The organism is Pedobacter sp. UYP1 (assembly GCF_040547305.1).
Taxonomy (GTDB): domain Bacteria; phylum Bacteroidota; class Bacteroidia; order Sphingobacteriales; family Sphingobacteriaceae; genus Pedobacter.
Genome location: NZ_JBEPPL010000017.1, coordinates 82827 through 107700 on the forward strand (window position 1 = coordinate 82827; position 24874 = coordinate 107700).

The window sequence follows — 24874 nt, forward strand, 5'->3', positions numbered from 1 at the left end:
AATAATTACCACTTAAGGCGATTCAATACATTAATATCTGTAGACTGCGTATTTCTGTAAACCATTACAATAATACTTAAGCCCACTGCTACTTCGGCCGCTGCCAAAGCCATGATGAAAAATACAAACACCTGCCCCGAAGGATCGTTGCTATGTACAGAGAAAGCAGTAAGTAATAAATTAACAGCATTCAGCATCAATTCTACCGACATAAAAATTACGATAGCATTTCTGCGGGTCAGTACGCCTATTACACCGATGGTGAAAATAATAGCACTTAACCATATATAATGATTAAGCGGTACACCCTGTAAGGTTTGAGTAAGATTATTCACTATACTTTTTCTTTTTTAGTTAATAATACGGCACCCACCATAGCTGTAAGCAATAGAATTGAAGACAACTCGAAAGGCAGCATAAATGGACCGAACAATTCTTTACCCAGGTTCTTAACCAGACCTAAGTTTGGATTCTGCAATACCAATGGATCAGATACAGCTGTGGCCTTTAAAGAGCCAATCAGTGTCACAACCAGACAACATCCGGCAACGATACCTACAACCTTTACTAAACCAGACTTCAGCGGTTCATTCTCTTTATTGAGATTGAGCAGCATCAGGACAAACAGGAAGAGTACCATAATTGCCCCCATGTACACAATAAAGTTTACCACTGCCAGAAACTGCGCATTAAGCAAAATGTAATGGACTGTGAACGTAAAAAACGTTACGATCAGATAAAGTACACTATGCACCGGGTTCTTTGCGAAAATCACCATCAGTGAAAAGAAAATACTTAAAAAAGCGACCAAATAGAATACTGATGTACCCATTTATTATTTTTGTTTTAAAGCCGTAAACGGCAAATGTATAAACTGTTTATATCAAGAAGCAGTTACCCGCTTCAATTTCATTATTTCTTTACCAAAGGCTCTTCTACCAGCTTATCTTTACCGTAAATAAAGTCTTTACGTAAATAATCTGAAGGAACGATCGGGCCATCCAGGTAAATTGCTTCTTTTGGACAAGCCTCTTCACATAAACCACAGAAAATGCAGCGCAGCATATTGATTTCATATACAGCCGCATATTTCTCTTCTCTATACAAGTCCTTTTCTTCTGGTTTACGCTCAGCAGCAATCATAGTGATCGCTTCTGCAGGGCATGATAATGCACATAATCCACAAGCAGTACAACGTTCCTTTCCGTCTTCATCTCTTTTAAGGGAATGCATCCCTCTCCAGTTGATAGACATTTCACGCTGAACTTCAGGATACCTGATCGTTGCTTCTTTTTTGAAGAAGTGGCTGATCGTGATAGCCAGTCCCTTTCCTAATGCAGGCAGATACATCCGCTCCGCAAAATTAAGTGGCTTTTGTATTAATATTTTCTTTTTACTGGTTAATGGTTCCATTAAACCTCCTTTTATATTCCGCTGAGCGGATAGTTAAAACTTTTCTACTATTGCAATCACAATACCTGTGATAATTACGTTCGCTATGGCAATTGGGATCAGTACTTTCCAGCCCAAATGCATTAGCTGATCATAACGGAAACGAGGAATTGTCCATCTTACCCACATAAAGAAAAATATGAAGGCAAATATTTTAGCGAACAATACGGCTGTCCCGATTAATGGTGCGATCACAGGACCAACTTGCGTCAGTACCCAGTCCATACCCGGATAATTGTAACCTCCGAAGTATAAAGTAGCCATTACCGCCGAAGACACAAACATATTGATATATTCTGCAAAAAGATAAAAACCTAATTTCATCGAAGAATACTCTGTATGGTATCCACCGATTAATTCAGTTTCACACTCCGGTAAATCGAATGGTGCCCTGTTGGTTTCAGCGAATGCGCAAATGATAAATAGCAGGAAGCCTAATGGCTGATAAAGCACATTCCAGCGCCATCCGTGCTGCATATCCACGATTTCTTTCAAACTCATCGTATTGGTCACCAATAATAAGGCGATAATAGAAAGCCCCATTGCAACCTCATAACTGATATTCTGCGAAGCCGCACGAATAGCACTTAAAAGAGAGTATTTATTGTTAGAAGCCCAGCCCCCGATCATCACGCCATATACACTTAGAGAAACTACCCCAAAAATATATAGAACACCTACGTTAATATCAGTAACCTGTAAAGGAATAACCCTTCCGGCAGCCGTAGTAATCGGGCTTCCCCATGGAATAACAGCAGTTCCGATACAGGCGGTCAGCATCGCTAAACCCGGCCCAACCATAAACAACCACTTGTTTGCATGCGTAGGAATAATTTCTTCCTTCATGAACATTTTCAGTCCGTCTGCCAAGGGCTGCAAGATCCCGAAAGGGCCTGCACGGTCTGGTCCAAGCCTATCCTGCAAGAAAGCAGCAACTTTTCTTTCCGCATATGTAGAATACATAGCGATAACTAAACTTATACCAAAAATGATAGCGACCAGTATAAATTTTTCTATGACGAATGAGATATCCATTAGAATTTAGCGGTTTTTTCCAGTTCAACTTTATTAGCTTCCTGCAAACGAAGATCTTCCTGAATTACAGGTAACGGGATCATCGTTTCGTAATGGTTAGAAGAGATTACGGAAGTATCACTGATATGCGTAGGATGCTCAATAGTCCAGTCTGCAGTTTTCTTTTTATCAAAGCGGCAGGTATTACAAATGAATTCTTCCACTTCACCATAAATGTCTTTACGGGCAGTTACCCTTAAAACATCTTCCCCTTTGTACCATAAAGTCACTTTACCACTACAAGTAGGGCAATCTCTATGTGCATCTACAGGTTTTGTAAACCAAACCCTGTTTTTGAAACGGAAAGTTTTATCAGTTAAAGCTCCAACCGGACATACATCAATTACGTTTCCGGAGAAGTCGTTATCAACAGCAGTCTGGATATAAGTAGAAATTTCTGAATGATCACCTCTGTTTAAGATACCATGAACACGTTTATTCGTGATCTGATCTGCTGTAAACACACAACGGTAGCATAAAATGCACCTGTTCATATGTAACTGGATCTTATCTCCTATATCGATACGCTCAAAAGTACGGCGCTCAAATTCATAACGTGTTTTCTGTAAACCGTGTTCATAACCCAGATTCTGCAAATCACATTCTCCAGCCTGGTCACATACAGGACAATCAAGCGGGTGATTAATCAACAGCATTTCTACCACACCACTTCTGGCTTCAATTACTTCAGGAGAAGTAATATTCTGCACTTCCATTCCGTCCATTACTGTAGTACGGCACGAAGCAACCAGCTTAGGCATCGGTCTTGGGTCTTTTTCAGATCCCTTGCTTACTTTTACGATACAAGTACGGCACTTACCTCCGCTACCTTCCAATTTGGAATAGTAGCACATAGCAGGAGGCACAATGTCCCCTCCTATTTGCCTTGCAGCATTCAGGATTGTTGTACCGGGCTCTACTTCGACGGTTATCCCGTCTATGGTTACCTTAACTTTTTCACTCATTGTTAAATGATATTCTTTTATCGTTCCTGTGTTTCTCAATTAAAAAACCCAGGTCTGACAGTTAATTTTCCTGTTTTACTTCTGCTTTGGGAATCGGTACTGCATAATTAGCGATACCATAATTTCCCTGAAGACTTTTTATAGGCTCTTTCACATGCCATTCAAACTCATCCCTGAAATGTCTGATTGCACTTGCGACAGGCCATGCAGCAGCATCTCCTAAAGGACAAATTGTATTTCCTTCAATCTTTTTAGACACATCAACCAATAAGTCAATATCACTCATCTTACCAAGTCCATGCTCCAGTCTGTGCAATACTTTTTCCATCCATCCAGTACCTTCACGGCATGGCGAACACTGGCCACAACTTTCATGGTGATAAAAGCGGGAAAAGTTCCAGGTATTTCTTACGATACACTGATCTTCATCAAAAGCGATAAAACCACCCGAACCTAACATCGTTCCAGTAGCAAATCCACCTTCAGAAAGCGATTCGTAACTCATTAAACGTGGTTCACCATTCGCTAACTTAAGCGTCAGGTTAGCAGGTAGTACTGGAACAGAAGAACCTCCGGCTACAGTAGCCTTCAATTTTTTGCCATTGGCAATACCACCACAATATTCATCAGAATAAATGAACTCTTCTACCGGAAGACCTAATTCTATTTCATAGACACCTGGCCTAACCAGATTACCCGAAGCAGAGATCAGTTTCGTTCCGGTACTGCGTCCAATACCGATTTTCATATATTCATCACCACCATCGTTAATGATAGGCACGACTGCGGCAATAGATTCTACGTTGTTCACTACCGTTGGGCAGCCATATAAACCAGCAATAGCCGGGAATGGCGGTTTAATCCTTGGATTACCCCTTTTACCTTCCAGTGATTCCAATAAAGCCGTTTCTTCACCACAGATATAAGCTCCGCCACCCGGCTGAACATAAATCTCCAGATCATAACCCGACCCTAAAATGTTTTTTCCTAAAAAACCAGCAGCTTTTGCTTCTGCGATTGCTCTTTCCAGAATCCTGATTTGCGGCATCATCTCCCCACGTACGTAGATATAAGATGTATTCGCCCCTAATGCAAAACTTGACACAATCATTCCTTCAATTAAAGCATGAGGAATGTAGGTCATCAGATAGCGGTCTTTAAAAGTACCCGGCTCTGATTCGTCAGCATTACATACCAGGTAGCGGGCAACACCCTCTGGTTTTGCCAGAAAGCTCCACTTCATTCCTGTAGGGAAACCTGCACCGCCACGTCCGCGTAAGCCAGACTTTTTAACCTCTTCAACCACTTCATCAGGGGTCAGAGTTTTCAAAGCTTTCTCCACAGCACGGTACCCGCCTTTTTGGCGGTAAACATCAAGTGTATTGATGCCTGGTACGTTTATATGTTCTAATAAGAGTTTACGGGCCATTATTTTTTGCGTAATTCTTCTATCAATGTGTCTACCTTTTGATTGTCGAGGTTTTCATAAAAAGTGTATTCAGGGCCTATTTGCAGAACCGGGCCGTAACCACAGGCTGCAAGACATTCAACACCTCTCCAGCTGAATAAACCATCCGCTGTCACCTCTCCTTCTTTCACTCCAAGAGTCTGTTCCATATGCTCCATCAGTTTTTCCGCTCCTACCAGGCAGCAAGGCCCGGTGCGGCAAACTTCTAAAACATATTTACCCTTTGGCTGTAAGAAGTACATACTGTAAAAAGAGGCTACCTCGTAAACTTCGATAGGTTCAATTTTTAAATATGCTGCTACTTTATCCATCGCATTGGAGCTTAACCAACCCAGTTCTGCCTGAACTTCGTGAAGTATAGGCAATAGGGCAGATTTTTGTTTCCCTTGCGGATATCTACTTGAAATTTCATCACACTTTGCAATCAAAGCTGATGAAAACTCTACTGGTTGTTGTTCTTCTACTTTAAGCATCTAATTCTCCGGCAATAATATTCATACTACTCATGTTGATAATGGCATCAGACAGTAACATTCCTTCACTCATCTTCGCATACATGGAATAATTGATAAAACTAGGTCTTCTGAAGTGCAGACGGTAAGGTGTTCTTCCACCGTCGTTGATCAGATAAAATCCAAGTTCTCCGTTTCCGCCTTCAACAGCATGATATACTTCTGCTTTGGGTGCATCAATCTCTCCCATTACAATTTTGAAATGGTAAATCAAGGCCTCCATATTGTTGTATACTTCTTCTTTAGCAGGTAAATAGAAATCAGGCACATCTGCATGGAAAATTCCTGCAGGTTCGTGTTTAAGTTTCTCAAGTGCTTGTTCAATCAAACTTACACTCTGCCACATTTCCTCGTTACGTACTAAATAACGATCGTAAATATCACCGCTTGTGCCTACAGGAACTTCGAAATCGAACTCATCATAAGAGCAGTAAGGCTCACTTACGCGTACATCATAGTCTACACCAGTTGCACGTAACAAAGGACCGCTCCAGCTGTAATCCAAAGCTTGTTCTGGCGTAACACAGGCAACACCTGCAGTACGGTCAATAAAGATACGGTTACGGTTAAGCAGGCTTTCAAATTCCCTTAAAGCAACAGGGAATTCTTTTAAGAATTTATTGATTTTAGCAAAGGCGATGTCGTTGAAATCTCTCTCAAAACCACCTATACGGCCAATATTTGTCGTTAAACGCGCGCCACATATCTCTTCATAGATTTCATAAATATGCTCTCTGAACTGGAAAAGATATAAGAAGGTGGTTGTTGCACCGGTATCCTGTGCGATAATCGTATTACAGATAATATGATCTGAAATACGCGCCAGTTCCATGACGATAATCCTAAGATAATCAACACGTTTAGGTACTTTTATATTTAACAGTTTCTCTACTGTCATGTGCCATCCCATATTGTTAATAGGTGATGAGCAGTAGTTTAATCTGTCAGTCAGGGGTGTAATCTGATAGAATGGCCTGTGTTCAGCAATCTTTTCAAAGGCGCGGTGAATATACCCGATGGTAGAAACTCCGCTCACAATACGTTCTCCGTCTAACTGAAGTACGTTTTGAAAAACACCGTGTGTTGCAGGGTGAGTCGGACCTAAGTTTAAGGTGACCAGCTCATTCTGAGGATCGTTGTCTGTATATACTGGTTGATTGTGATTCATGTTCTTATCTACCAAAGTATTCGTCTTTTTTATCAACTCTGTTCGGATCTTCTAAAGGATATTGTTTTAACATCGGGTGAACATTCAGCTCATCCATATTTAAAATCCTTCTCAAATCGGGGTGACCTTCGAATTTAACACCGAAGAAGTCATATGTTTCTCTTTCCATCCAGTTTGCACCATTCCAGAGCACAGTAGCGGTTGGGATTGAAGGGGTTTGTTCATGGATGAATACCTTAACTCTGATCCTGATTTTGTTCACCATGTTATGCAAGTGGTAAACTACAGCGATATGTTTAGTGTCAGGATAGTGTACCGCAGTGATGTCAGTAAGGAAGGCAAATTTAGTACCTTCTGTTTCTTTCAAATACGTTAGCACCTCAATGATTACATCTTTAGTGGTCTCTACGGTAAGCAAACCATAAGGTTCGTTCACTCCACTCACTTTAGCTCCGAAACGGTCAGCTAACAGTTGTATTACGCTACTATTGTTAACCTCTGCCATTATTCGATTCCGTATGAAGCCAACATTTTTTTGTACTGATCAGAATCTCTTCTTCTGCCAGATTCATTTCTCACTAATTCCTGAATCTTACCGAAACCGTCTAAAATAGCTTCTGGTCTTGGCGGACAGCCAGGAACGTAAACATCTACCGGAATAATCTCATCTATTCCCTGTAAAACTGAGTAAGTATCAAAAATACCACCGCTTGATGCGCATGCACCTACTGCCATTACCCAACGGGGCTCTGCCATTTGTAAATACACTTGCTTTAGTACAGGACTCATTTTTTTAGCTATGGTACCCATAACCATTAATAAATCTGCCTGACGGGGAGAAAAACTTAAACGTTCTGAACCAAAACGACCGAAATCATAGTGCGAACCCATTGTAGCCATGAATTCAATTCCACAGCATGAGGTTGCAAATGGCAATGGCCATAATGAATGGGAACGGGCTAAACCAATAACCTTGTCTAAAGAAGTAGCGAAAAAGCCAGATCCTTCAATGCCTGGAGGCGCGTCTACTATATTGATGTCACTCATATCATAAAACAAAAAAGGCTCATTCTAATACAGAATGAACCACAAATCTACAATATTTCGAGCCAAATTGGCTTAGTCTATCTCGATTTAGAACCGATCTAAATAATTAGTTCCAGTCGAGAGCTTTCTTCTTCAGAATGTAAATAAAGCCTAATAAAAGAGTTGCCATAAACACGAACATTTCAATTAATCCCGGCCACCCAAGTTCTCTGAAATTTACGGCCCATGGGTACATAAAGATAACTTCGACGTCGAATAGTACAAATAGTATGGCAACAAGGAAGTATTTAATGGAGAATGGCTGACGCGCATTTCCTACAACTTTTACGCCGGCCTCAAATGTACCTAACTTGTCACTGGTTTTACGTGAGGGACCTAAGAAGTGTGTAGCAATAAGTGTGACTACAACAAAACCAAGGGCTACGATGACCTGGAAAATGATAGGTAAAAAGTCTGAGGGTAAACTCTGCGTTTCCATATAATCTTAATTAGGCCACAAAAGTAAAAGAAAAAAGGGGGAAATCAAATACTTAAAAGTGACTTGCCATGTTCGGACGGCATTTCTTTGCCTGAAAAGGCAAAAATGCATTGTCCTTAAATTAGCAAGTCACTTTTAAGTATTTCGCACTGCAAGCTTGGTTAGTGTTTTACAAAAGGCACAAATTAAGATTAATGCGCTCTTAAAAAATGTTGGTTGGAGGTGAAAGATGAAAAACCTAGTGACGGAGTTCATGACTATATTTTATGAAGGAATTGCGGAAAAACCTTATGACGGAACTAATTAATTAAAGTTTAAAATGAGCATTGTCCCTTATCTCCACATCATGTAGCTAAATTGCGCATTTGATCGATTTATCTTAATCACCTTATTAATTTCTTGTGGGTTTACACTTCTCCCGGATTTGCTTCAGTAAATTAATATGTTTCCTGATTTTTATAAAATAGTCTAATTTAGAACAAAACTTAAAGTGCTGAATATGATTATAAAACGACTATTTATTTGTTTTTCTACCCTCCTTTTTTATATCCCGGTCAATGCACAAAGTGAGCTGACCAGTGATAGTGTGGATGTGTTTATCAAAAATAAAATGCAGCAGCTGCGTATCCCGGCGCTTCAGCTTGGGGTTATTCAAAAGGGAAAACTGGTTAAATTGAGTAGTTATGGGATGGCCAATCCTGAGAATTCGGTGCCTGCGACGGATGAAAGTTTATTTTCCATTAATTCTTGTACGAAGGCTTTTGTAGGGGTGGCTGTTATGCAGCTTCAGGAGGACGGTAAGCTCAATATCAATGATCCAGTATCAAAGTACCTTGATAGTTTGCCTGAAGCATGGAATAAGGTCACAATAAAGCAGGTATTGGCGAATAATTCGGGGCTTCCTAATATTATTGATGAACAGGAAAAGGTATTAGGCAATGGCGATGAGGCTTCAGCTTGGGCAAAAGTAAAAACCCTTCCGGTTCAATTTCAAGCGGGTGAAAAGTATAGTTATAATCAAACTGGGTATGTTATGCTGGGCATGATCATTAATAAGCTCAGCGGGGTACATTTTACTAAGTTTATCGAAGAGCGTCAGTTCAAGGTCGCCGGAATGAAGTTAACTCGTTTTGGTGATGCACATGATGTGATACCACATTCTGCTGGTGCTTATTCTACTGTGAGTAATGTAAATGGTCAGTGGATAAGTAATGGGGATTTAACAACGGCTTATGTAGAGTTTCCTTTATTTTTCAGAACTGCCAGCGGAATGATTTCTAATGCAGGAGAAATTGCAGAATGGATTATTGCGCTTGAGCATGGTCAATTGCTGAAACAGAAATCGAGCCTGGAATTGCTTTGGGCAGCTGCATTGATGAATAATGGAAAACCTGAGGGTCTTAATAATTTCTTAAATGGTTATGCGCTTGGCTGGCCGGTTATTGTCCGGGATGAGCATCCGGCAGTTGCACCGGTTGGTGGAATGAGAAATTCTTTCTTTGTTTATCCAAAGGATGAGCTTTCTGTAATCGTACTCACTAATTTACAGGGAGCTAATCCAGAATATTTTATAGATGAGATTGCTGGGTATTATCTTTCTGGTTTAAAAGAATCCAATGGTTTTGGTTTATCTCCTGCGGTCAAAGCATTAAGGAAAGAATTAATCAAGCAGCAATACAACAATGCTTTAAAGACTGCACAGCAGTTGAAAAAGAAGCATGGTGCAGATTTTATACTAAAAGAGGACGATATCAATGCTTTTGGCTACAGGCTTTTGGGTGAGCACAAAATGCAGGAGGCTGTCAAGGTCTTTAAGTTATACACAGCGCTTTATCCAAAGAGCAGCAATGCTTATGACAGTTATGCTGAAGCGCTTGCTGCAACGGGGAATAAGACTGAGGCTATAAAGAATTATCGCCGCTCTTTTGAACTGAATTCAAAAAACACGAATGCTGCTCAACAGCTGAAAAAACTTGAAGGTATTTAAATCAGACCAAGGGGATTTTAAAAAGGGCTTTAAAAAAAATGCCCCGGGAAGCAAATACTTTCCGGGGCATTTTTATGAAATAATTCTTTTAAATACTATTTCTTTTTAGAAGGAGCTTTTGCAGCAGGGGCAGCTAATTGTTTTGCACCAGCTAATGCATTTGCATTTGCAGGATCAATAGCTAATGCCTTTTTGAAATAGTCACCTGCTTTTGCTTTATCTGTAGGCGTATAAGCAAATCCTAAGTTAGTATAAGCTTCAACTAAGTTTCTTTTTTCAGCTTCAGCAGCACCCAATTCAGGTTTTTTAACAGTTACTAAATCCAGGTATTGCTCATAGTAAGGAACTAATAAGCCTTTAGGATTAGTCTGATCATCCATCAAACGTGCAACACGTGCTCTCATGATGTAAGCCAGAGTGAATTCAGGTGAAACTTTGTTTAAGTGTGCTAAAGCTGAGTCAGCTTCCACTAAAATAGTTTTAGCTGGATTCTTTTTGTCTCTGTCTTTATTTGCATAATCAAAGTAATCAGCAGAAGCCAGGTAGTAATAGTTAGTTAACGAACCTTTACCATTTGGATTCAATTTGATTGCGTCTTTATAAACAGCAGCAGCCTGATCGTATTTTTTGTTTGTGTATAATGCTTTACCAACATCCTCTAATGCTTCTACGTTAGTAGAATCTTTAGCGATTGCTTTTCTAATACTGATTAAAGCAGCACTATCCTGATTAGCAACTAACTGAGCTTTACCTAAATAAAGGTAATCGGCAGCGATTAAACGAGATGTATCGGCGTTTTTGGCAAAGAAATCAGTTAATAATTTCAAACTCTCAGGGCTTTTGTTTTCAGCTGCAGAGTATGCCTGTAAACGGTTGATTACCAATGTTTTTTGGTTGTTAGGATATAATTTTGCAATATCAGCAGTCTCAGTTTCTAAAGCTTTGAAGTCTTTTGCATAGAACAAGAACTGTGCATAACGTAATCTTGTATCGAAAGATTTGTCAGTCAGATCCATGTATTTTTTGTAGTTCTCTAAAGCTTGTTTAGATTTCTCATCATAGTGAGCTGGCTCAAAGTTTGCCCATTGCATGTACAATTCAGCAATTTCACGGTAAGCAGGACCATAGTTAGGGTCAGCTGTGATTACTTCTTTCAATTGAGTTTCAGACTCAGGAAATGCTCTTGACTCTTTGTACATTCTTCCGATCTGAACTTTAGCTCTTACTAAGCCTTCATTGATATTCAATGCACGCAGGTAATTGCTTAACGCCTCAGAATTTTTTTTCTGTGCTGCGTATAAATCACCCAAAGCTAAAAATGTCTCAGGATCTTTATCAGCTGCATCAACTTCGTCTGCTTTTGTTAAGTTCGTTAAAGCTGCAGCAAAATCTGGTTTGTCTTGTTCCAGGTAAGCTTTACCAATGTATAAATATGGAGTGTGGTCTTTTTTAGAAGCCAATCCGATAGCTTTATCAAAATTAGTTTTTGCTGATGCCGCATTGTTCGTAGCAAGATCTACATGTCCTAATCCAACGTAGTTTAAGGCATATTTAGGATCAGCAGCAATTCCTTTAGTAAAAACTGCTTTAGCAGAATCTACATACTCATTATGCAGATATACATCACCTAAGTTAAAATAGTTCTCTCCTTTACCCGCCTGAGAACTTACTAGTGATTTAAGCATAGAAGTTGCTTTAGCATACTGCTCAGCATCAATTGCTTTTTTTGCATCACTTAAGTTTTGAGCAAAAGAGGCAGAACCCATCACTACTAAACCTAAACTTAAGGTTATTGCTTTCTTTGTCATTTTCATCCGTTTTCGATTTGATTTTAAAGGTGATGAAGCTTGCATGAAAAATGCAGGTTTCATCCGTTTTCTGTTTGATTTTTAAAGGTTAATGAAGCTTGCATGGAAAATGCAGGTTCATCGGTTACTTATTTTTTATTTATTGTATAAGCTAATTCGTTTTTTTCTATTACCTGACCACTAAAAGCCACGGCTCAATATAATATTAATTTTCCTTTTTTATATTAATCTCTCTCGGATTCATCTTATTTGGCCCCAATCCAGATTTCAAAACGATTAACTGACCCCTCTGGCCTGTTAACCACGTTGCAAAACCCGTGCCTAAACCATTTTTTCCTTCTGCATTAATAATATAAACATTCCTTAAGAACGGATATATACCATCAATTAAGTTCTTTTGAGTAGGCTTATAGAAGATATCATCACCTTTCTTGCCCTTTGTGTTTTTTACACCCATAACTTTCACCTGGTCGGTAAAGTCCTGCTGATCACGGCCATTTTTCATTAACCAGTTCACCCCAACAACCCCAATATAGTTCTTATGCTCTGCAACGTATTTTATAACGTCTTTATTATTCTGCAAAGTATAAATACCTGATTTAGGTAATTCCTTAATTTGAGAAAGGTCCTTAAAATAGCGCAATGTGCTCGAATAAGCGTTATCAAAAACCAATTGTTTACCAGAAGTCGAAATCCCTTTCATAATCGAAACCACTTCGTCAGCAGTAATCGTTGAATCCTGGTTATCATTTCCTGTAATCAATGCGATACCGTCAATTGCGAACCTGGAAGTAAAAATCGGGATACTTCTTTTACTGTAAGCCTTTTCTTCATCAGCCGTGAGCATTCTGGATAAAACAGCAACTCTTACACTATCATTTAAGAAAGTAGGCAGGATCTTATTTTCATTCCCCTGAACCAGTTCAAATTTAGCATCCGGATAGTCCAGTTTAAAAACCTCAATCTGATCTTCCAGAACTGAAGAAAAACTCTCGTCAACTAGTAACTTTAGCGTACCTGAAACACGGGAAGCCCCCCCATCATTACTTTTAGGCTTTTGCTTACAAGCAATGAATAAAAATAATGGCAGGATAAAAACTAATTTGTTCATGCTAATTGTCTTTTTGATTAATCAAACGGAAAAATCTGATCACGGCATAAGCGATCAATAATAGTCCGAATAAGATGCGGTAGGTAGGCTTAATCTCAAAAGGAATGTCTTTCCAGAAGATTAGTGCTGTTCCAAGTACTACATACATAGTCAGCATCACTAGGCCTAAAATGAACAGAAATCGCTGTTGAGGCGATTTCTGTTTGAAAATATTGAAGTTAAACATTATTGTTATAATATTTAGTTAGATAAAGTGAAACTGATCGGGATGTTATATTTAACACGAACAGGTTTACCATTCTGGATACCAGGAGTCCATTTTGGACTAGCCTTTAATACCCTGATTGCCTCTTCATCAGTACCACCACCTAATTTACGCTCAACTTTAATATCAGTCAGACGACCATCTTTCTCAACTACGAAAGATAAGAACACCTTACCCTGAATATTATTTTCCTGAGCCATAGGAGGATATCTTACCGCTTTATGCAAGTATGCATAAAACTTGTCCATACCTCCAGGGAAACCTGGCTGAGTTTCGATACTTACGAAGTCATAGACTTTAGTATCTTCTACTACTGCTGCTTGTTTAGGGCCTTCTCCTACTGGACCAACCACTACAATATCAGCACCCGGATCACCTTCGATTGTTTTCTGACCTGGGTCAGCAGCTTTTAATTGCTCAATCTGAGGAGGATCTTCATCACGAACCTGATTATCCGGTTTTACAATCGGAGGAGGAAACTTGATTTGATCTGTCTTTGGTGGCGGTGGCTCAACCGGAGGCGGTGGAGGTGTTTTTGGATCCACCGGAGGCGGAGGTGCAACAGTAACTTCAACTTGTTTCACAATTTCCTCTTCAGGAAGCTGACCTTTGATCAAAGTAACGATCTTAGGTAAAAGAAACAAAAATATAAAAGCTGCCGAAGCAAAAAGTAGTGCTCTTGAAGTATTTGCGCCGTTTTGTTTACGTAACTCGTAAGCTCCGTATTCTTTGTTCTTTTTAGCGAAAATAACATCAAGCCATTCCTTATTGAATAAATCTATTTTAGATCCGAACATTGCTTGTTATTTAAAATGTTAATAATATTATAAAAGATTCTGAGATTTCATGAATGCTTTTTCAGCATCAGTGATGTTTTCATCATCAATTGCAGGAGCCGACTTGATTCCGGTAATTGCTAACTCATCCATGATATCAACAAAGTTTTTATAGGTAGCGCCAGAAGTAGGTTTAATCACCATAACGATAGATTTGCCACTTGCAGCCTGTACTTTTTGTTTGTTATCCAGTATCGATTTTCTGATCTGAGTAAAATCCTGAACCTCAGGAGCTGATTTTCCAGCCTCTCCCATGTACCAGGCAACCTTGTTATTTTTACCTAACAAAATCGTCATAGTCTGAGATGCTCTTAATTCAAGTCTCTGTTCATTCTTTTCATCTTTATCTGGCTTCGCAATATCCATTGCGATTGGTTTATTCAGCGTGGTGGTTAACATGAAGAAGGTAATCAATAAGAACGCTAAATCAACCATCGCGGTTAAATCTACTTTCGTAGACGATTTCTTACTTCTTACTTTCCCACCCTTTTTGCCACCCCCGCCGGAGGTATCTAATTCTGCCATGTTTTAAATTATTTGCTACCGCCTTCAGCAGTGGTGATTAAACTGAATTTGTTAATTTTTTGTTTTTGAAGGATGTCAACAATTTTCTTTACCATCGGGTAGCCTTCTTCGGCATCGCCTTTGATACTTACTCTCATTCCTTCAGAATGCAGCTCAGCAACAGCTTTACGGGATTGAAGAATCCAATCTGCCAATTGATTATTGGTAGAATCGGTAGGTATACCTGTTTCCAGACCTGATTTCTTTCTTTTATCTCCGTCCAGCATTACAAACTGTTTTAAACTCTGGATCGGCACACCGAATGATCCAATAACGCTAAAGCGTTTTTTCTCTTCTGGTGTAAAACTGATCTTATATTGCTCACCAATTTTTTCCAGCGTAGCTACTTTGATATCCTGACCAGCAGCTTCGAAGAAAACTTTGTCTGCACCAATCGTTAAAATCGCAATGTCCTTTTCAGGAACTTTGATTTTATACGTTGACGTAGGAAGTCTTACATCCAAAGGATCCGGTTGTTTTGCAGTCGCTGATAAAATAAAGTAAGTAAGTAACAGGAAGGACACGTCGCACATGGCGGTCATATCAATCGAGGTACTCTTTCTTTGAACCTTTGCTCTAGGCATAATTTTAAAAATTACTTATGTTTTGTATAATGATGTTAATTCTTCCGGTTTTCCATAAAGCCGGTAAAAAAAATTACATTATTTTCTATTTATGCGTAGAAGCATAAGTTTGGATGATGCTAAAACCAGCTTCATCAATTGCATAAGTTAATTTATCAATTTTAGAAGTCAGGATGTTGTACATGATAATCGCTAAAGTTGAAGTACCGATACCAGTTGCAGTATTGATAAGTGCCTCAGAAATACCTGTTGCTAATGCTGCTGAATCCGGAGCTCCAGAAGCACCTAAACCACCGAAGGCCTTGATCATACCTGTTACTGTTCCTAATAATCCCATTAATGTACCAACTGATACTAATGTTGCGATTACTGTTAAGTTTTGCTCTAACATTGGCATTTCTAATGTAGTAGCTTCTTCGATATCTTTTTGGATAGCTAAACATTTCTGGTCTGTGTCCATGTTTGCTTCAACTTCCATCTCACGATATTTTTTCAAACCAGATTTGATTACGTTAGCAACCGAACCTTGTTGTTTATCGCACTCAGCCATAGCAGCTTCGATATTATTTGAATTTAAAAGTGCTTGTACTTTTTTCACAAAAGCATCTAAACTAGATGTACCAGTTGCTTTTCCGATAACGATGAAACGTTCTACTGAGAATACGATTACCATTAAAAGCATACCCATTAAGATTGGAACGATTGGTCCACCTTTGTAAGCCATACCTGCATAGTTACCAACTTTAGGTAAGTTCTCAACGTTGTTGTCAATAAAGTTATTTGCATCTCCAAGAACGAATTTATAAATAAGTGCCGCGATGATAATACAAATAGGGATGACTAGAGTAGCGAATAGATTTGAAGCTGATGAGCTTTCCTTTTTAACTGTTGTTGGTTTTGGTGCGTTTGCCATTTTTTTAGTTTTTGAGTTTTTAGTACTTTGTTTTTTTAAATTTAGATTAAATATCTTGTAATACACACAACGACGAATAGAATCAAATGTTGCAATAACAAATCTACAACTTTGATTTTAATTCCAAATTAAATTATCATTACCAGGTAAATTTGATTTTCGCAATAAATCTATCGTCGCGTAGCTATTATTAAAAAAGATTGTCTCGGTTAGAAGACAATCTTTCACAATGAAAACTAAAAAAAAATTGAAATGCAAATTTTTCCTTAAAAAAAATGATTTAAAGTGTGTTTTCTACAACTTTTGGGACTGATTTCAGTATTTCGTCGTTTGCGAACTCTTCAAATTGCTTAAAGTTGTCAATAAACGCTTTAGCAAGTTCGTTTGCTTTATGATCATATTGATGTTTGTCTGACCATGTATTTCTTGGATTTAAAATTTCTGAAGGAACGCCCGGACAAGCATCTGGCATCTGTAATCCGAAAACAGGATGTTCAGTAAATGTTGCTGAAGTTAATTCCCCATTCAAAGCCGCAGTAATTAAAGCTCGCGTATAACTTAATTTCATTCGTTTTCCTACTCCATAAGCACCACCGCTCCAGCCTGTATTAACTAACCAGACATTAACTTTGTGTTCTTCCATTTTCTTTCCAAGAAGATCCGCATATTTAGTAGGGTGCAAAGGTAGGAACGCCTTTCCAAAACAAGCAGAAAATGTTACCTGAGGCTCAGTAACCCCAGCTTCTGTACCTGCTACCTTGGCTGTATATCCGGAAATGAAATGAAACATAGCCTGACCTGGGTTTAATTTTGATAACGGAGGTAAAACCCCGAAAGCGTCTGCCGTCAGAAAGAAAATATTCTTTGGAATACCCGCAATAGAAGGTAAAACCGCATTGTCAATATAGTTTATAGGATAAGCGACCCTTGTATTTTCCGTTTTTTCAATATTTGAATAATCAACAGTTCTGGTACCCGTAAAATAATTGATATTCTCCAGCAAAGAACCGAATTTGATTGCATTATATATTTGCGGTTCTTTTTCAGCAGTCAGATCTACACATTTTGCATAACATCCGCCCTCAAAATTAAAGACAGAAGAATCTCCCCAGCCATGCTCATCATCACCAATCAGTCCCCTTGCAGGGTCAGCAGACAACGTTGTTTTACCTGTACCAGATAAGCCAAAGAAAATTGCAGTATCCCCTTCAGCGCCTACATTAGCAGAACAGTGCATGGATAAAGTATTCTTCAATTCAGGTAAAATGAAATTTAATACAGAGAAAATACCTTTTTTAATTTCACCCGTATAACCTGTTCCACCAATCAATATGATTTTGTCTGTAAAATTCAGGATTGCGAAATTAGGCTGGCGCGTGCCATCAACAGCCGGATCAGCCATAAATGTTGGTGCAGCTATAATTGTCCACTCCGGATTTTCAATCACCTCTCCCTCTTCTGGTCTGAGGAATAAATTATTAGCAAATAGATTTTGATAAGCGGTCTCAGTGATTACCCTGATGCTCATTTTATAGGCTTCATCCGCACAAGCATATGCATCTCTCACGTAAAACTTGTCTTTGTTAAGATGCGCACAAACTTTGTGCAGTAAAGACTCGAAATTTGACTGACTAAACTGGATATTAATATCGCCCCACCAAACTGAATCCCTCGTTACATCATCCAGCACTATAAATCTGTCCTTTGGCGAACGACCAGTAAATTTACCAGTATCAATTGCCAAAGCACCTGAAGATGAGAGTGTACCCTCTCCGTTATTGATTGCTTGTTCTACCAGTTCCGGTACGCTTAACTGATAGTATGCATTATCAGTACCCAAATTCAACCGGGATAAGTCTGGTTTAGGCATTAAAACTTTGCTCATAAAATGATTATTTGTTTAGGCAAAGCTAAGGAGATATTTATTGAAAAATTATCATTTCAAAGGAAATATTTCACTTATTGTGGCATATACACTATAGAATAATCATTTGAATATCAACGATTTAGCAACCTTATTATCCGCCAGATTTTTTCACTTTATAGCCTTCTTTTTGAAGTATCAAAACCACCTTATCTCTGAAGTCTCCCTGCACCATAACCTCTCCATCTTTAGCACTTCCTCCTACCCCGCATTTGGTCTTCAGCATTTTTGATAATTTCTCCAATTCCTCTGCACTTCCCCGAAACCCGGTAACTAGTGTCACTGCTTTACCGCCCCTGTTTTTCCGGTCAAGCATTACCCGTAAATCTTGTTGATTGTTGGCAATTACTTCCTGCGGCGTCTCGTTCTCAGTTTCATAGCTAAAAGAAGGATCAGTAGAATACATGATCCCACCAAGATCGCTCAATGATTTTTTATTAGGTTTCATAATAATATTATTAAATGATAGCTCCCATTGCCGCCGGTACAATTACATTTAAAGACAGCGGCGAAATCGTGACTTCAATCTCTCTGCCCATAAAATAAGGTTCCCCGTCAATGTGGATAGCGGCATCATCCACCCTGGTAATCTGTATCTCTTTTCCCTGGATAATTTCTACCAGATCAGATTTGTCTGTACTCGCATTCAGCATATGATAAGCTAACAGCGGGATTTTATATAGTGGAAACGACTTGATAATACAAACATCCAGCAAACCATCCGTCACAGAAGCATGCGGTGAAACATGTGCATTATTTCCATACTGAGAGGAATTCGCTACACTGACCACAAAAGCAGTCCTGGTGTACCCTACCCCATCAACCCGGATGTGATAGGTTTCAGGTTTATAATTAATCATTTCTTTGAGCCCCAGCTTAAAATATCCTGTTAAGCCTCTTTTCTTATTGCCAACAAATACAGAACTGATATGTGCATCAAATCCCATTCCGGCCATATTGAAGAAAAACTTATCATTAAATGTACCCGTATCAATTTTTGTTACGATCAGCTCATTCAATACCTGGATCGCTTTGGCTGTATTCATTGGTATTTTTAAAAACCTGGCCAAACCATTTCCTGATCCAAAAGGGATAATACCCAGGATCTTTTGCTGCTGCATTACCTTCGCTGCAATTTCATTGATCGTTCCATCACCACCAACGGCAACAATAATATCAAAGTTCTTATTCGCAGCCTCTTCCGCTATCTCTGCAGCATGTCCAACGTACTCCGTAAAGCTAAAATTAGGGTTAAATTTGGACCTGTCCAGATTCGCATCAATGATAGCTGGTATCTTTAATTTATCCTTACCCCCGGATATAGGATTAATAATAAATAGAATGTTCGACTTTGCCAAAGGGATATGATTTAATTATGGCACAAAATAATTGATATTTTTTGACTATTTTGAATATATATAGTAATTTTGCAATATAAAGGTGGACTGATTTGCGATGTTATGTTAGCATGACGGGATTGCAACCACGTAAAAAAAAGTGCTAACCATTCATACACTTCATTTTACTGCCTGTTTTTACGGGATCAATGTCCATTTTAAAGAATTGTTGATTATTTACCTAATTATTTAAAATGTCATATTTATTTACATCAGAATCTGTTTCTGAAGGTCATCCTGATAAAGTAGCAGATCAAATTTCGGATGCACTAATTGATAATTTTTTAGCATTTGATCCTGAATCAAAAGTTGCTTGTGAGACTTTAGTAACTACCGGACAAGTTTTTCTTGCCGGAGAAGTTAAATCAACAGCATATCTTGATGTGCAGAAGATCGCAAGAGAAGTAATCAATAAAATTGGTTATACTAAAGGTGAATATATGTTTGATAGTAACTCTTGTAGTGTACTGTCTGCTATTCACGAGCAATCTCCTGACATTAACCAGGGTGTAGACAAAGAAGACAAAACTACTCAGGGAGCTGGTGACCAGGGAATGATGTTTGGTTATGCAACCCGGGAGACTGAAAACTTCATGCCTCTTGCACTTGACCTTGCGCACAAAATCCTGATTGAATTAGCTGCAATCCGTCGTGAAAATACGGAAATCACTTATTTACGTCCAGACGCAAAATCTCAGGTTACTTTAGAATACAATGACAACAATGAGCCTGTAAGAATCGATTCTATCGTGGTGTCTACACAACATGATGATTTCGATGAAGAGCAGACTATGCTTAAAAAGATAAAAGAAGATATTATCAATATCCTGATTCCACGTGTATCAAGCCAATATCCTCAGTTCAGCAAATTGTTCAATAAGGATATCAAATATCATATTAACCCAACTGGTAAATTTGTGATTGGTGGTCCTCATGGAGATACTGGTTTAACCGGTAGAAAGATCATTGTTGATACCTACGGTGGTAAAGGTGCTCACGGTGGTGGTGCATTCTCAGGAAAAGACCCATCTAAAGTTGACCGTTCGGCAGCTTATGCAACCAGACACATTGCTAAAAACTTAGTCGCAGCTGGTGTTGCTGATGAAATCCTGGTACAGGTATCTTATGCAATCGGTGTTGCTCAGCCTATGGGTATTTACGTAAATACTTACGGAACAGCGAAAGTTAAAGCAGCAGACGGTAAATTGCTTACTGACGGTGAAATAGCGAAAGAAGTTGAAAAAATCTTCGATATGACTCCTTACGGTATTGAAACCCGTTTGAAATTAAGAAACCCTATTTATTCAGAAACTGCAGCTTATGGACACTTTGGTAAAAACAATGAAGTAATTACCAAAATCTTCAAAGCATCTAATGGGACTGAAAAAGAAGTTACAGTAGAATTGTTCACCTGGGAAAAATTAGACTTTGTAGATGCAGTTAAAAAAGCGTTCTCTTTATAATCCGGTCAGGTAAAACTATAGCAAAAGGGCGATGTCTTCACAGACATCGCCCTTTTGCGTTTAAGCAGGAAAAAGGAGCGGAAATCAGCAGTTTTAATCCGGTTTTTGTCGGTAAAGCCAGAATAAATCGTATTATTAATCAAAATATGAGATTATGATGCGCAGATTTATATTTATCCTCTTTATCGGGCTTCAGCTGGGAAGAGTTTCCGCCCAGACTAAAACACCAGATGAGCTCTACGGCCAGCTGTTTATTGATGTACAAATGCAGAATGTTCTGAAAGATGGGAAAACATTTGTGGATTGTATACCGAAAAGAGATCCTGCAAATATCCTTGAAGATTACATGAAATTAAAAGCCGCTAAAACTAAATTCAGCACCAAAGCTTTTGTAAATGACAACTTTATTCTACCAGATACCAATACCACGGTTGTTATTCAAGCAAATCAACCAGTAGCTGAGCACATTAACCAACTCTGGGAAGCACTGCGCCGTAAACCTGCAGAAAAAATCGCCAATAGTTCTCTGCTCGATCTTCCTTCCCCATATATTGTTCCCGGTGGACGATTCAGAGAAGTTTACTATTGGGATAGTTACTTTACGATGTTAGGGCTACAGGTATCCGGAGAAAATGAGAACATAGAAAACATGATCAAAAACTTCGCTTACCTGATTGAACAGAACGGCCATATTCCAAATGGGAACAGAAATTACTACCTCAGCAGATCTCAACCTCCTTTTTTCTCGCTGATGATCGGGCTTCTTGCTCAAATCAAAGGAAATGAGGCCTATTCCACTTACCTACCAGCCCTGGAAAAAGAATATGCGTATTGGATGGATCAGTCTGCTGCAACCAAACATGTGGTAGTTATGCCCGACGGAAGTAAGCTGAACCGCTATTATGATCAGTTAAATACGCCCAGACAAGAATCCTATAAAGAAGATGTGCTGATCAGTCAACAAGCCGGGGCAAAAAATCCGGAAGTGTACCGTGATATCAGGTCAGCAGCAGAAAGTGGCTGGGATTTCAGCAGTAGATGGTTGGCAGACGGCATGCAGTTAAAGACAATTCAAACGACACAAATTGTTCCTGTAGATCTGAATTGTTTATTGTATAATCTGGAATCAACGCTGCAAAAATGTTACGCACTTCAGCACAATGTGGCCAAAGAAAAGGAATATCAGACGCTGGCCTTGAAAAGGAAAGCCAGTATTCAGAAATATTTCTGGTCGCTAAAATACTCCTGGTTCACAGATTACAACCTTAAAACCAAAAAACAATCCTCTATATTAAGTTTAGCAGGAATGTTCCCTTTATCTTTTAACCTGGCTGATCAAAAACAGGCCAAACTGGTTAAGAACATTTTACAGCAAAAGTTCCTGAAAGCTGGAGGACTGGTTTCTACGCCACTAAATACGCACCAACAATGGGATGCACCTAACGGATGGGCTCCTTTACAGTGGATGGCTATCACCGGACTGGGCAATTATGGCTTCCATACTTTAGAGAAACAGATCTCTGTCCGCTGGATTAATTTAAATACCAACGTCTATCAGCGCACTGGAAAGTTAATGGAGAAATACAATGTCGTAGATCTGCAATTAAAGGCTGGGGGCGGAGAATATGCTTCTCAGGATGGATTCGGGTGGACTAATGGAGTATTAATTTCCCTGATGAAAAAATACGGCTACACGAAATAAAAAGAAAACCATTTATTGAAGGCTTTGTTTAATAAGCAAACAATCTTTATTATGGAACAACCAGCGGAAATGAACACACTTAGCCAGATTTTAGAAAAATTAAGGCAAAAAGGGTTAGATAACGAAATAAAGATGACCGACCATGGCAAAATGCAGGGTGTTGGTCTGCACAAAATCTATGTACCGGAAGATCTGACTATCATAAAAACGTATCGTTTTGAAGGTGACTCAGATCCGGCTGATAATTCTGTGCTTTATTTGTTAGAAGACAAAGATGGCCAGATTGGCTACATTATCGATGCCTATGGCATGTACAGCTCTCACGAAGGAACGGGTTTCGATGATTTTCTCAAGAAAATCCCTACTGCTGACAGAGACCTGCAAGAATTATTTAAATAAATAGCCAGCTGCATAAAGGAAAACAACGCTTGTTTTCCTTTATGCATTCCGCGCTTTTCCTTCCCGGAATTCCTCTTTGAAAATTAGCTGTGCTAATTAATTTCCCTTCCATTGTGTACGATTCATTTTAGAATGAAGTATAACCTTTTTTGGTTAGCTAATTTTGATGAAGTCAATAAAGAACACCTGATGGATACCGGAATTATTTTAGATTGGAATACAATTGAACCCCGTAAATTTTATACTCAAAAAAGAGCAGCACACCAGCTTTATTACGCCAAAGCGCAACAAAGCTGGTTCATTTATGCTTACCCGCAAGCTAAAGAAGTCTTGCTGCATCAGGATGCCCTTATCCCAGAACTGAATACTAATCAGACCGGTTTGAATAAAAATGCAGTCCAGTTAATTCAGCAACTAGCGCGGCTGAATAATTTTGAGCAACACCAGCAATCAAGAGCAGCTGCATTACGGATTTATAATCAAATGCAGCCTGTTCCTACTCAGGATTTGCTTGATCTTTTATTAAAACCAGTAATAGCGGGGGTACCTGTCGATTGGGTGGAACTTGTTTGTAAAAGGTTACCAGCACTCTATATCTTAAAAAGTCTGAATGTTGGGACACAAGATTGTGCGTTTTTGATTGATAATCTTCCTATACTGGTTAAAATTATGGCTCCACAGCAAAATCCAGCAATTATAGAACAGTTAAATGAGTTGATCGACATTCTATTTCCTTTATTACAAAAATATCTGCCAGACAGTGCAACTGCCCCAAATAATATAGCCGCAGAGGAATGGGCAACATTACTGATCTCTAATCTCATTGGACTCCTGATTCAAAGCTATGATGCAGGAAGAGGGCTACTAACAAATACACTCTTGCAGCTCGCTGCACATCAACTATCCCTGCCGGTAATTGAGGCAGAAAACTATTTCGACCAAGCCGTTGTAGAAACTTTACGCTTTGACCCACCAATACATCTAACCCGGAGAATTGCCGGAAAAGATCTTTTGATAGGTAATCAGTTGATAAAAAAAGGAGAAATGATAATCATTTTATTAGCAGCGGCCAATCTGGATCCTCAAATATTTGAATCTCCCTTAACATACAACCCCTCCAGAGGCAATAACCAGGAGCACCTGACTTTTGGTGCAGGTCATCATCATTGCATGGCTAAACATTTAACCACGAGATTAACAGCAGAAGTCTTTAAAATTTTGTACCACCGCATTCAAATATTGCCTCAATCCCTCGCCTATGAACCACTTTTAAATGCGAAATTGGTTAAAAATCTATTCATCACTCTTTAAAAATCAAAAAAATGATCGCAGTAATTTTTGAAGTTATCCCTGCAGCGGGAAAAATGACAGACTACCTGGACATCGCTGCAAAACTTAATCCTGAACTTTCTACTATACCAGGCTTTATCTCCATTGAAAGGTTTCAAAGCCTGGTACATCCGGATAAGATTCTTTCCCTGTCTTTTTGGGAAGATGAAAAAGCAATTCTGGAATGGAGAAATATAGAAATGCATAGGGACGCACAAGCACAGGGACGAGAGACCGTTTTTAAGGATTATCATCTAAGAATAGCAACTGTGGTTAGAGATTATGGAATGTTCGACCGTAAAGAAGCTCCTGCAGACAGTAAAATAGCACATGGATAATTAAAAACAGCTTAACCAAGCTAAATCTCAAACGTTTGCGTTAATTTTCGGCCCTAAATCCGGGCCATTTTCAGGTCTTTCGTGATTAAA

At 39.0% G+C, this 24874-nt stretch carries 27 protein-coding genes; 6 read left to right on the top strand and 21 right to left on the bottom strand.

Annotation, left to right across the window (positions count from 1 at the left end; genetic code table 11):
• Nucleotides 1-5 precede the first annotated feature (5 nt).
• The 11 genes from nuoK to ABIB30_RS24040 form a co-directional block, all read right to left on the bottom strand.
• On the bottom strand, nucleotides 6-335 hold the full coding sequence (gene nuoK, locus ABIB30_RS23990; protein ID WP_041883890.1) for an NADH-quinone oxidoreductase subunit NuoK: 330 nt from the start codon (nucleotides 333-335) through the stop codon (nucleotides 6-8).
• Nucleotides 335-832 carry an NADH-quinone oxidoreductase subunit J family protein gene (locus ABIB30_RS23995; RefSeq protein ID WP_183868344.1) on the bottom strand — a complete coding sequence of 166 codons (498 nt, stop codon included), beginning with the start codon at nucleotides 830-832 and terminating at the stop codon, nucleotides 335-337. Before ABIB30_RS23995 ends, nuoK begins: the two co-directional genes overlap by 1 nt.
• An 80-nt stretch (nucleotides 833-912) precedes the next feature.
• Nucleotides 913-1413: a NuoI/complex I 23 kDa subunit family protein gene (locus tag ABIB30_RS24000; RefSeq protein ID WP_111635046.1), complete on the bottom strand. Its 501-nt coding sequence runs from the start codon at nucleotides 1411-1413 to the stop codon at nucleotides 913-915.
• A gap of 33 nt (nucleotides 1414-1446) precedes the next feature.
• Nucleotides 1447-2487, bottom strand: coding sequence for an NADH-quinone oxidoreductase subunit NuoH (gene nuoH / locus ABIB30_RS24005; protein WP_068405177.1), 1041 nt, complete (start codon nucleotides 2485-2487; stop codon nucleotides 1447-1449).
• Nucleotides 2487-3491 carry an NADH-quinone oxidoreductase subunit G gene (locus ABIB30_RS24010; protein ID WP_068405175.1) on the bottom strand — a complete coding sequence of 335 codons (1005 nt, stop codon included), beginning with the start codon at nucleotides 3489-3491 and terminating at the stop codon, nucleotides 2487-2489. Before ABIB30_RS24010 ends, nuoH begins: the two co-directional genes overlap by 1 nt.
• A 61-nt stretch (nucleotides 3492-3552) precedes the next feature.
• Nucleotides 3553-4920 carry an NADH-quinone oxidoreductase subunit NuoF gene (gene nuoF, locus ABIB30_RS24015; protein ID WP_354305583.1) on the bottom strand — a complete coding sequence of 456 codons (1368 nt, stop codon included), beginning with the start codon at nucleotides 4918-4920 and terminating at the stop codon, nucleotides 3553-3555.
• Nucleotides 4920-5432: an NADH-quinone oxidoreductase subunit NuoE family protein gene (locus ABIB30_RS24020; protein WP_068405171.1), complete on the bottom strand. Its 513-nt coding sequence runs from the start codon at nucleotides 5430-5432 to the stop codon at nucleotides 4920-4922. The genes nuoF and ABIB30_RS24020 overlap by 1 nt, the downstream gene beginning before the upstream one ends.
• Nucleotides 5425-6639: an NADH-quinone oxidoreductase subunit D gene (locus tag ABIB30_RS24025; protein WP_111635042.1), complete on the bottom strand. Its 1215-nt coding sequence runs from the start codon at nucleotides 6637-6639 to the stop codon at nucleotides 5425-5427. The genes ABIB30_RS24020 and ABIB30_RS24025 overlap by 8 nt, the downstream gene beginning before the upstream one ends.
• 4 nt (nucleotides 6640-6643) lie before the next feature.
• A complete protein-coding gene (locus ABIB30_RS24030; RefSeq protein ID WP_354305584.1) occupies nucleotides 6644-7144 on the bottom strand; it encodes an NADH-quinone oxidoreductase subunit C in 501 nt (166 codons plus the stop codon).
• Nucleotides 7144-7686: an NADH-quinone oxidoreductase subunit B gene (locus ABIB30_RS24035; RefSeq protein WP_354305585.1), complete on the bottom strand. Its 543-nt coding sequence runs from the start codon at nucleotides 7684-7686 to the stop codon at nucleotides 7144-7146. Before ABIB30_RS24035 ends, ABIB30_RS24030 begins: the two co-directional genes overlap by 1 nt.
• Nucleotides 7687-7792: 106 nt before the next feature.
• Nucleotides 7793-8164, bottom strand: coding sequence for an NADH-quinone oxidoreductase subunit A (locus tag ABIB30_RS24040; protein ID WP_183868350.1), 372 nt, complete (start codon nucleotides 8162-8164; stop codon nucleotides 7793-7795).
• Nucleotides 8165-8663: 499 nt separating this feature from the next.
• Here ABIB30_RS24040 and ABIB30_RS24045 point away from each other — a divergent pair, with 499 nt between their 5' ends.
• Nucleotides 8664-10151 carry a serine hydrolase gene (locus tag ABIB30_RS24045; protein ID WP_354305586.1) on the top strand — a complete coding sequence of 496 codons (1488 nt, stop codon included), beginning with the start codon at nucleotides 8664-8666 and terminating at the stop codon, nucleotides 10149-10151.
• 95 nt (nucleotides 10152-10246) lie between these two features.
• Here ABIB30_RS24045 and ABIB30_RS24050 read toward each other — a convergent pair whose 3' ends face one another.
• From ABIB30_RS24050 to ABIB30_RS24095, 10 genes are all read right to left on the bottom strand, one after another.
• Nucleotides 10247-11965 carry a tetratricopeptide repeat protein gene (locus ABIB30_RS24050; RefSeq protein WP_354305587.1) on the bottom strand — a complete coding sequence of 573 codons (1719 nt, stop codon included), beginning with the start codon at nucleotides 11963-11965 and terminating at the stop codon, nucleotides 10247-10249.
• Between the two features lie 199 nt (nucleotides 11966-12164).
• The gene (locus ABIB30_RS24055; protein WP_354305588.1) at nucleotides 12165-13070 is read right to left on the bottom strand and encodes a substrate-binding domain-containing protein; all 906 of its coding nucleotides are present in this window, start codon (nucleotides 13068-13070) and stop codon (nucleotides 12165-12167) included.
• Nucleotide 13071: 1 nt separating this feature from the next.
• A complete protein-coding gene (locus ABIB30_RS24060) occupies nucleotides 13072-13296 on the bottom strand; it encodes a hypothetical protein (protein ID WP_068405158.1) in 225 nt (74 codons plus the stop codon).
• A gap of 14 nt (nucleotides 13297-13310) precedes the next feature.
• Nucleotides 13311-14132, bottom strand: a complete 822-nt coding sequence (locus tag ABIB30_RS24065) for an energy transducer TonB (protein WP_183868354.1) — start codon at nucleotides 14130-14132, stop codon at nucleotides 13311-13313.
• A gap of 27 nt (nucleotides 14133-14159) precedes the next feature.
• A complete protein-coding gene (locus ABIB30_RS24070) occupies nucleotides 14160-14696 on the bottom strand; it encodes an ExbD/TolR family protein (RefSeq protein ID WP_183868355.1) in 537 nt (178 codons plus the stop codon).
• Between the two features lie 8 nt (nucleotides 14697-14704).
• On the bottom strand, nucleotides 14705-15319 hold the full coding sequence (locus tag ABIB30_RS24075) for an ExbD/TolR family protein (protein ID WP_183868356.1): 615 nt from the start codon (nucleotides 15317-15319) through the stop codon (nucleotides 14705-14707).
• Nucleotides 15320-15404: 85 nt separating this feature from the next.
• Nucleotides 15405-16232 carry a MotA/TolQ/ExbB proton channel family protein gene (locus ABIB30_RS24080; RefSeq protein ID WP_183868357.1) on the bottom strand — a complete coding sequence of 276 codons (828 nt, stop codon included), beginning with the start codon at nucleotides 16230-16232 and terminating at the stop codon, nucleotides 15405-15407.
• Nucleotides 16233-16512: 280 nt separating this feature from the next.
• Nucleotides 16513-18117, bottom strand: coding sequence for a phosphoenolpyruvate carboxykinase (ATP) (pckA, locus tag ABIB30_RS24085; RefSeq protein ID WP_354305589.1), 1605 nt, complete (start codon nucleotides 18115-18117; stop codon nucleotides 16513-16515).
• 133 nt (nucleotides 18118-18250) lie between these two features.
• Nucleotides 18251-18604 carry a translation initiation factor gene (locus ABIB30_RS24090; RefSeq protein ID WP_354305590.1) on the bottom strand — a complete coding sequence of 118 codons (354 nt, stop codon included), beginning with the start codon at nucleotides 18602-18604 and terminating at the stop codon, nucleotides 18251-18253.
• A 10-nt stretch (nucleotides 18605-18614) separates the two neighbouring features.
• Nucleotides 18615-19514, bottom strand: a complete 900-nt coding sequence (locus ABIB30_RS24095; RefSeq protein ID WP_354305591.1) for a diacylglycerol/lipid kinase family protein — start codon at nucleotides 19512-19514, stop codon at nucleotides 18615-18617.
• A 233-nt stretch (nucleotides 19515-19747) separates the two neighbouring features.
• Here ABIB30_RS24095 and metK point away from each other — a divergent pair, with 233 nt between their 5' ends.
• The 5 genes from metK (at nucleotide 19748) to ABIB30_RS24120 (ending at nucleotide 24784) form a co-directional block, all read left to right on the top strand.
• A complete protein-coding gene (metK, locus tag ABIB30_RS24100; protein WP_354305592.1) occupies nucleotides 19748-21016 on the top strand; it encodes a methionine adenosyltransferase in 1269 nt (422 codons plus the stop codon).
• A gap of 154 nt (nucleotides 21017-21170) precedes the next feature.
• Entirely contained in the window at nucleotides 21171-22718 is a 1548-nt protein-coding gene (treF, locus tag ABIB30_RS24105; RefSeq protein ID WP_354305593.1) for an alpha,alpha-trehalase TreF, read from the top strand.
• A 51-nt stretch (nucleotides 22719-22769) separates the two neighbouring features.
• Nucleotides 22770-23117 carry a hypothetical protein gene (locus tag ABIB30_RS24110; RefSeq protein ID WP_183868363.1) on the top strand — a complete coding sequence of 116 codons (348 nt, stop codon included), beginning with the start codon at nucleotides 22770-22772 and terminating at the stop codon, nucleotides 23115-23117.
• A gap of 132 nt (nucleotides 23118-23249) precedes the next feature.
• A complete protein-coding gene (locus ABIB30_RS24115) occupies nucleotides 23250-24428 on the top strand; it encodes a cytochrome P450 (protein ID WP_354305594.1) in 1179 nt (392 codons plus the stop codon).
• Nucleotides 24429-24439: 11 nt separating this feature from the next.
• Complete coding sequence (locus ABIB30_RS24120) at nucleotides 24440-24784, top strand: antibiotic biosynthesis monooxygenase family protein (protein ID WP_354305595.1); 345 nt, start codon at nucleotides 24440-24442, stop codon at nucleotides 24782-24784.
• The last annotated feature ends 90 nt before the right edge of the window (nucleotides 24785-24874 follow it).

Coding starts and splice junctions, on each gene's coding strand:
- ABIB30_RS24035 (WP_354305585.1), bottom strand. CDS start 7,686: ATGAGTGACATCAATATAGTAGACGCGCCTCCAGGCATTGAAGGATCT.
- ABIB30_RS24045 (WP_354305586.1), top strand. CDS start 8,664: ATGATTATAAAACGACTATTTATTTGTTTTTCTACCCTCCTTTTTTAT.
- pckA (WP_354305589.1), bottom strand. CDS start 18,117: ATGAGCAAAGTTTTAATGCCTAAACCAGACTTATCCCGGTTGAATTTG.
- nuoF (WP_354305583.1), bottom strand. CDS start 4,920: ATGGCCCGTAAACTCTTATTAGAACATATAAACGTACCAGGCATCAAT.
- ABIB30_RS24120 (WP_354305595.1), top strand. CDS start 24,440: ATGATCGCAGTAATTTTTGAAGTTATCCCTGCAGCGGGAAAAATGACA.
- ABIB30_RS23995 (WP_183868344.1), bottom strand. CDS start 832: ATGGGTACATCAGTATTCTATTTGGTCGCTTTTTTAAGTATTTTCTTT.
- ABIB30_RS24050 (WP_354305587.1), bottom strand. CDS start 11,965: ATGAAAATGACAAAGAAAGCAATAACCTTAAGTTTAGGTTTAGTAGTG.
- metK (WP_354305592.1), top strand. CDS start 19,748: ATGTCATATTTATTTACATCAGAATCTGTTTCTGAAGGTCATCCTGAT.
- ABIB30_RS24000 (WP_111635046.1), bottom strand. CDS start 1,413: ATGGAACCATTAACCAGTAAAAAGAAAATATTAATACAAAAGCCACTT.
- ABIB30_RS24010 (WP_068405175.1), bottom strand. CDS start 3,491: ATGAGTGAAAAAGTTAAGGTAACCATAGACGGGATAACCGTCGAAGTA.
- ABIB30_RS24070 (WP_183868355.1), bottom strand. CDS start 14,696: ATGGCAGAATTAGATACCTCCGGCGGGGGTGGCAAAAAGGGTGGGAAA.
- ABIB30_RS24080 (WP_183868357.1), bottom strand. CDS start 16,232: ATGGCAAACGCACCAAAACCAACAACAGTTAAAAAGGAAAGCTCATCA.
- ABIB30_RS24055 (WP_354305588.1), bottom strand. CDS start 13,070: ATGAACAAATTAGTTTTTATCCTGCCATTATTTTTATTCATTGCTTGT.
- ABIB30_RS24060 (WP_068405158.1), bottom strand. CDS start 13,296: ATGTTTAACTTCAATATTTTCAAACAGAAATCGCCTCAACAGCGATTT.
- ABIB30_RS24090 (WP_354305590.1), bottom strand. CDS start 18,604: ATGAAACCTAATAAAAAATCATTGAGCGATCTTGGTGGGATCATGTAT.
- ABIB30_RS24040 (WP_183868350.1), bottom strand. CDS start 8,164: ATGGAAACGCAGAGTTTACCCTCAGACTTTTTACCTATCATTTTCCAG.
- ABIB30_RS24020 (WP_068405171.1), bottom strand. CDS start 5,432: ATGCTTAAAGTAGAAGAACAACAACCAGTAGAGTTTTCATCAGCTTTG.
- ABIB30_RS24025 (WP_111635042.1), bottom strand. CDS start 6,639: ATGAATCACAATCAACCAGTATATACAGACAACGATCCTCAGAATGAG.
- nuoH (WP_068405177.1), bottom strand. CDS start 2,487: ATGGATATCTCATTCGTCATAGAAAAATTTATACTGGTCGCTATCATT.
- ABIB30_RS24030 (WP_354305584.1), bottom strand. CDS start 7,144: ATGGCAGAGGTTAACAATAGTAGCGTAATACAACTGTTAGCTGACCGT.
- ABIB30_RS24065 (WP_183868354.1), bottom strand. CDS start 14,132: ATGTTCGGATCTAAAATAGATTTATTCAATAAGGAATGGCTTGATGTT.
- ABIB30_RS24115 (WP_354305594.1), top strand. CDS start 23,250: ATGAAGTATAACCTTTTTTGGTTAGCTAATTTTGATGAAGTCAATAAA.
- ABIB30_RS24075 (WP_183868356.1), bottom strand. CDS start 15,319: ATGCCTAGAGCAAAGGTTCAAAGAAAGAGTACCTCGATTGATATGACC.
- treF (WP_354305593.1), top strand. CDS start 21,171: ATGATGCGCAGATTTATATTTATCCTCTTTATCGGGCTTCAGCTGGGA.
- ABIB30_RS24110 (WP_183868363.1), top strand. CDS start 22,770: ATGGAACAACCAGCGGAAATGAACACACTTAGCCAGATTTTAGAAAAA.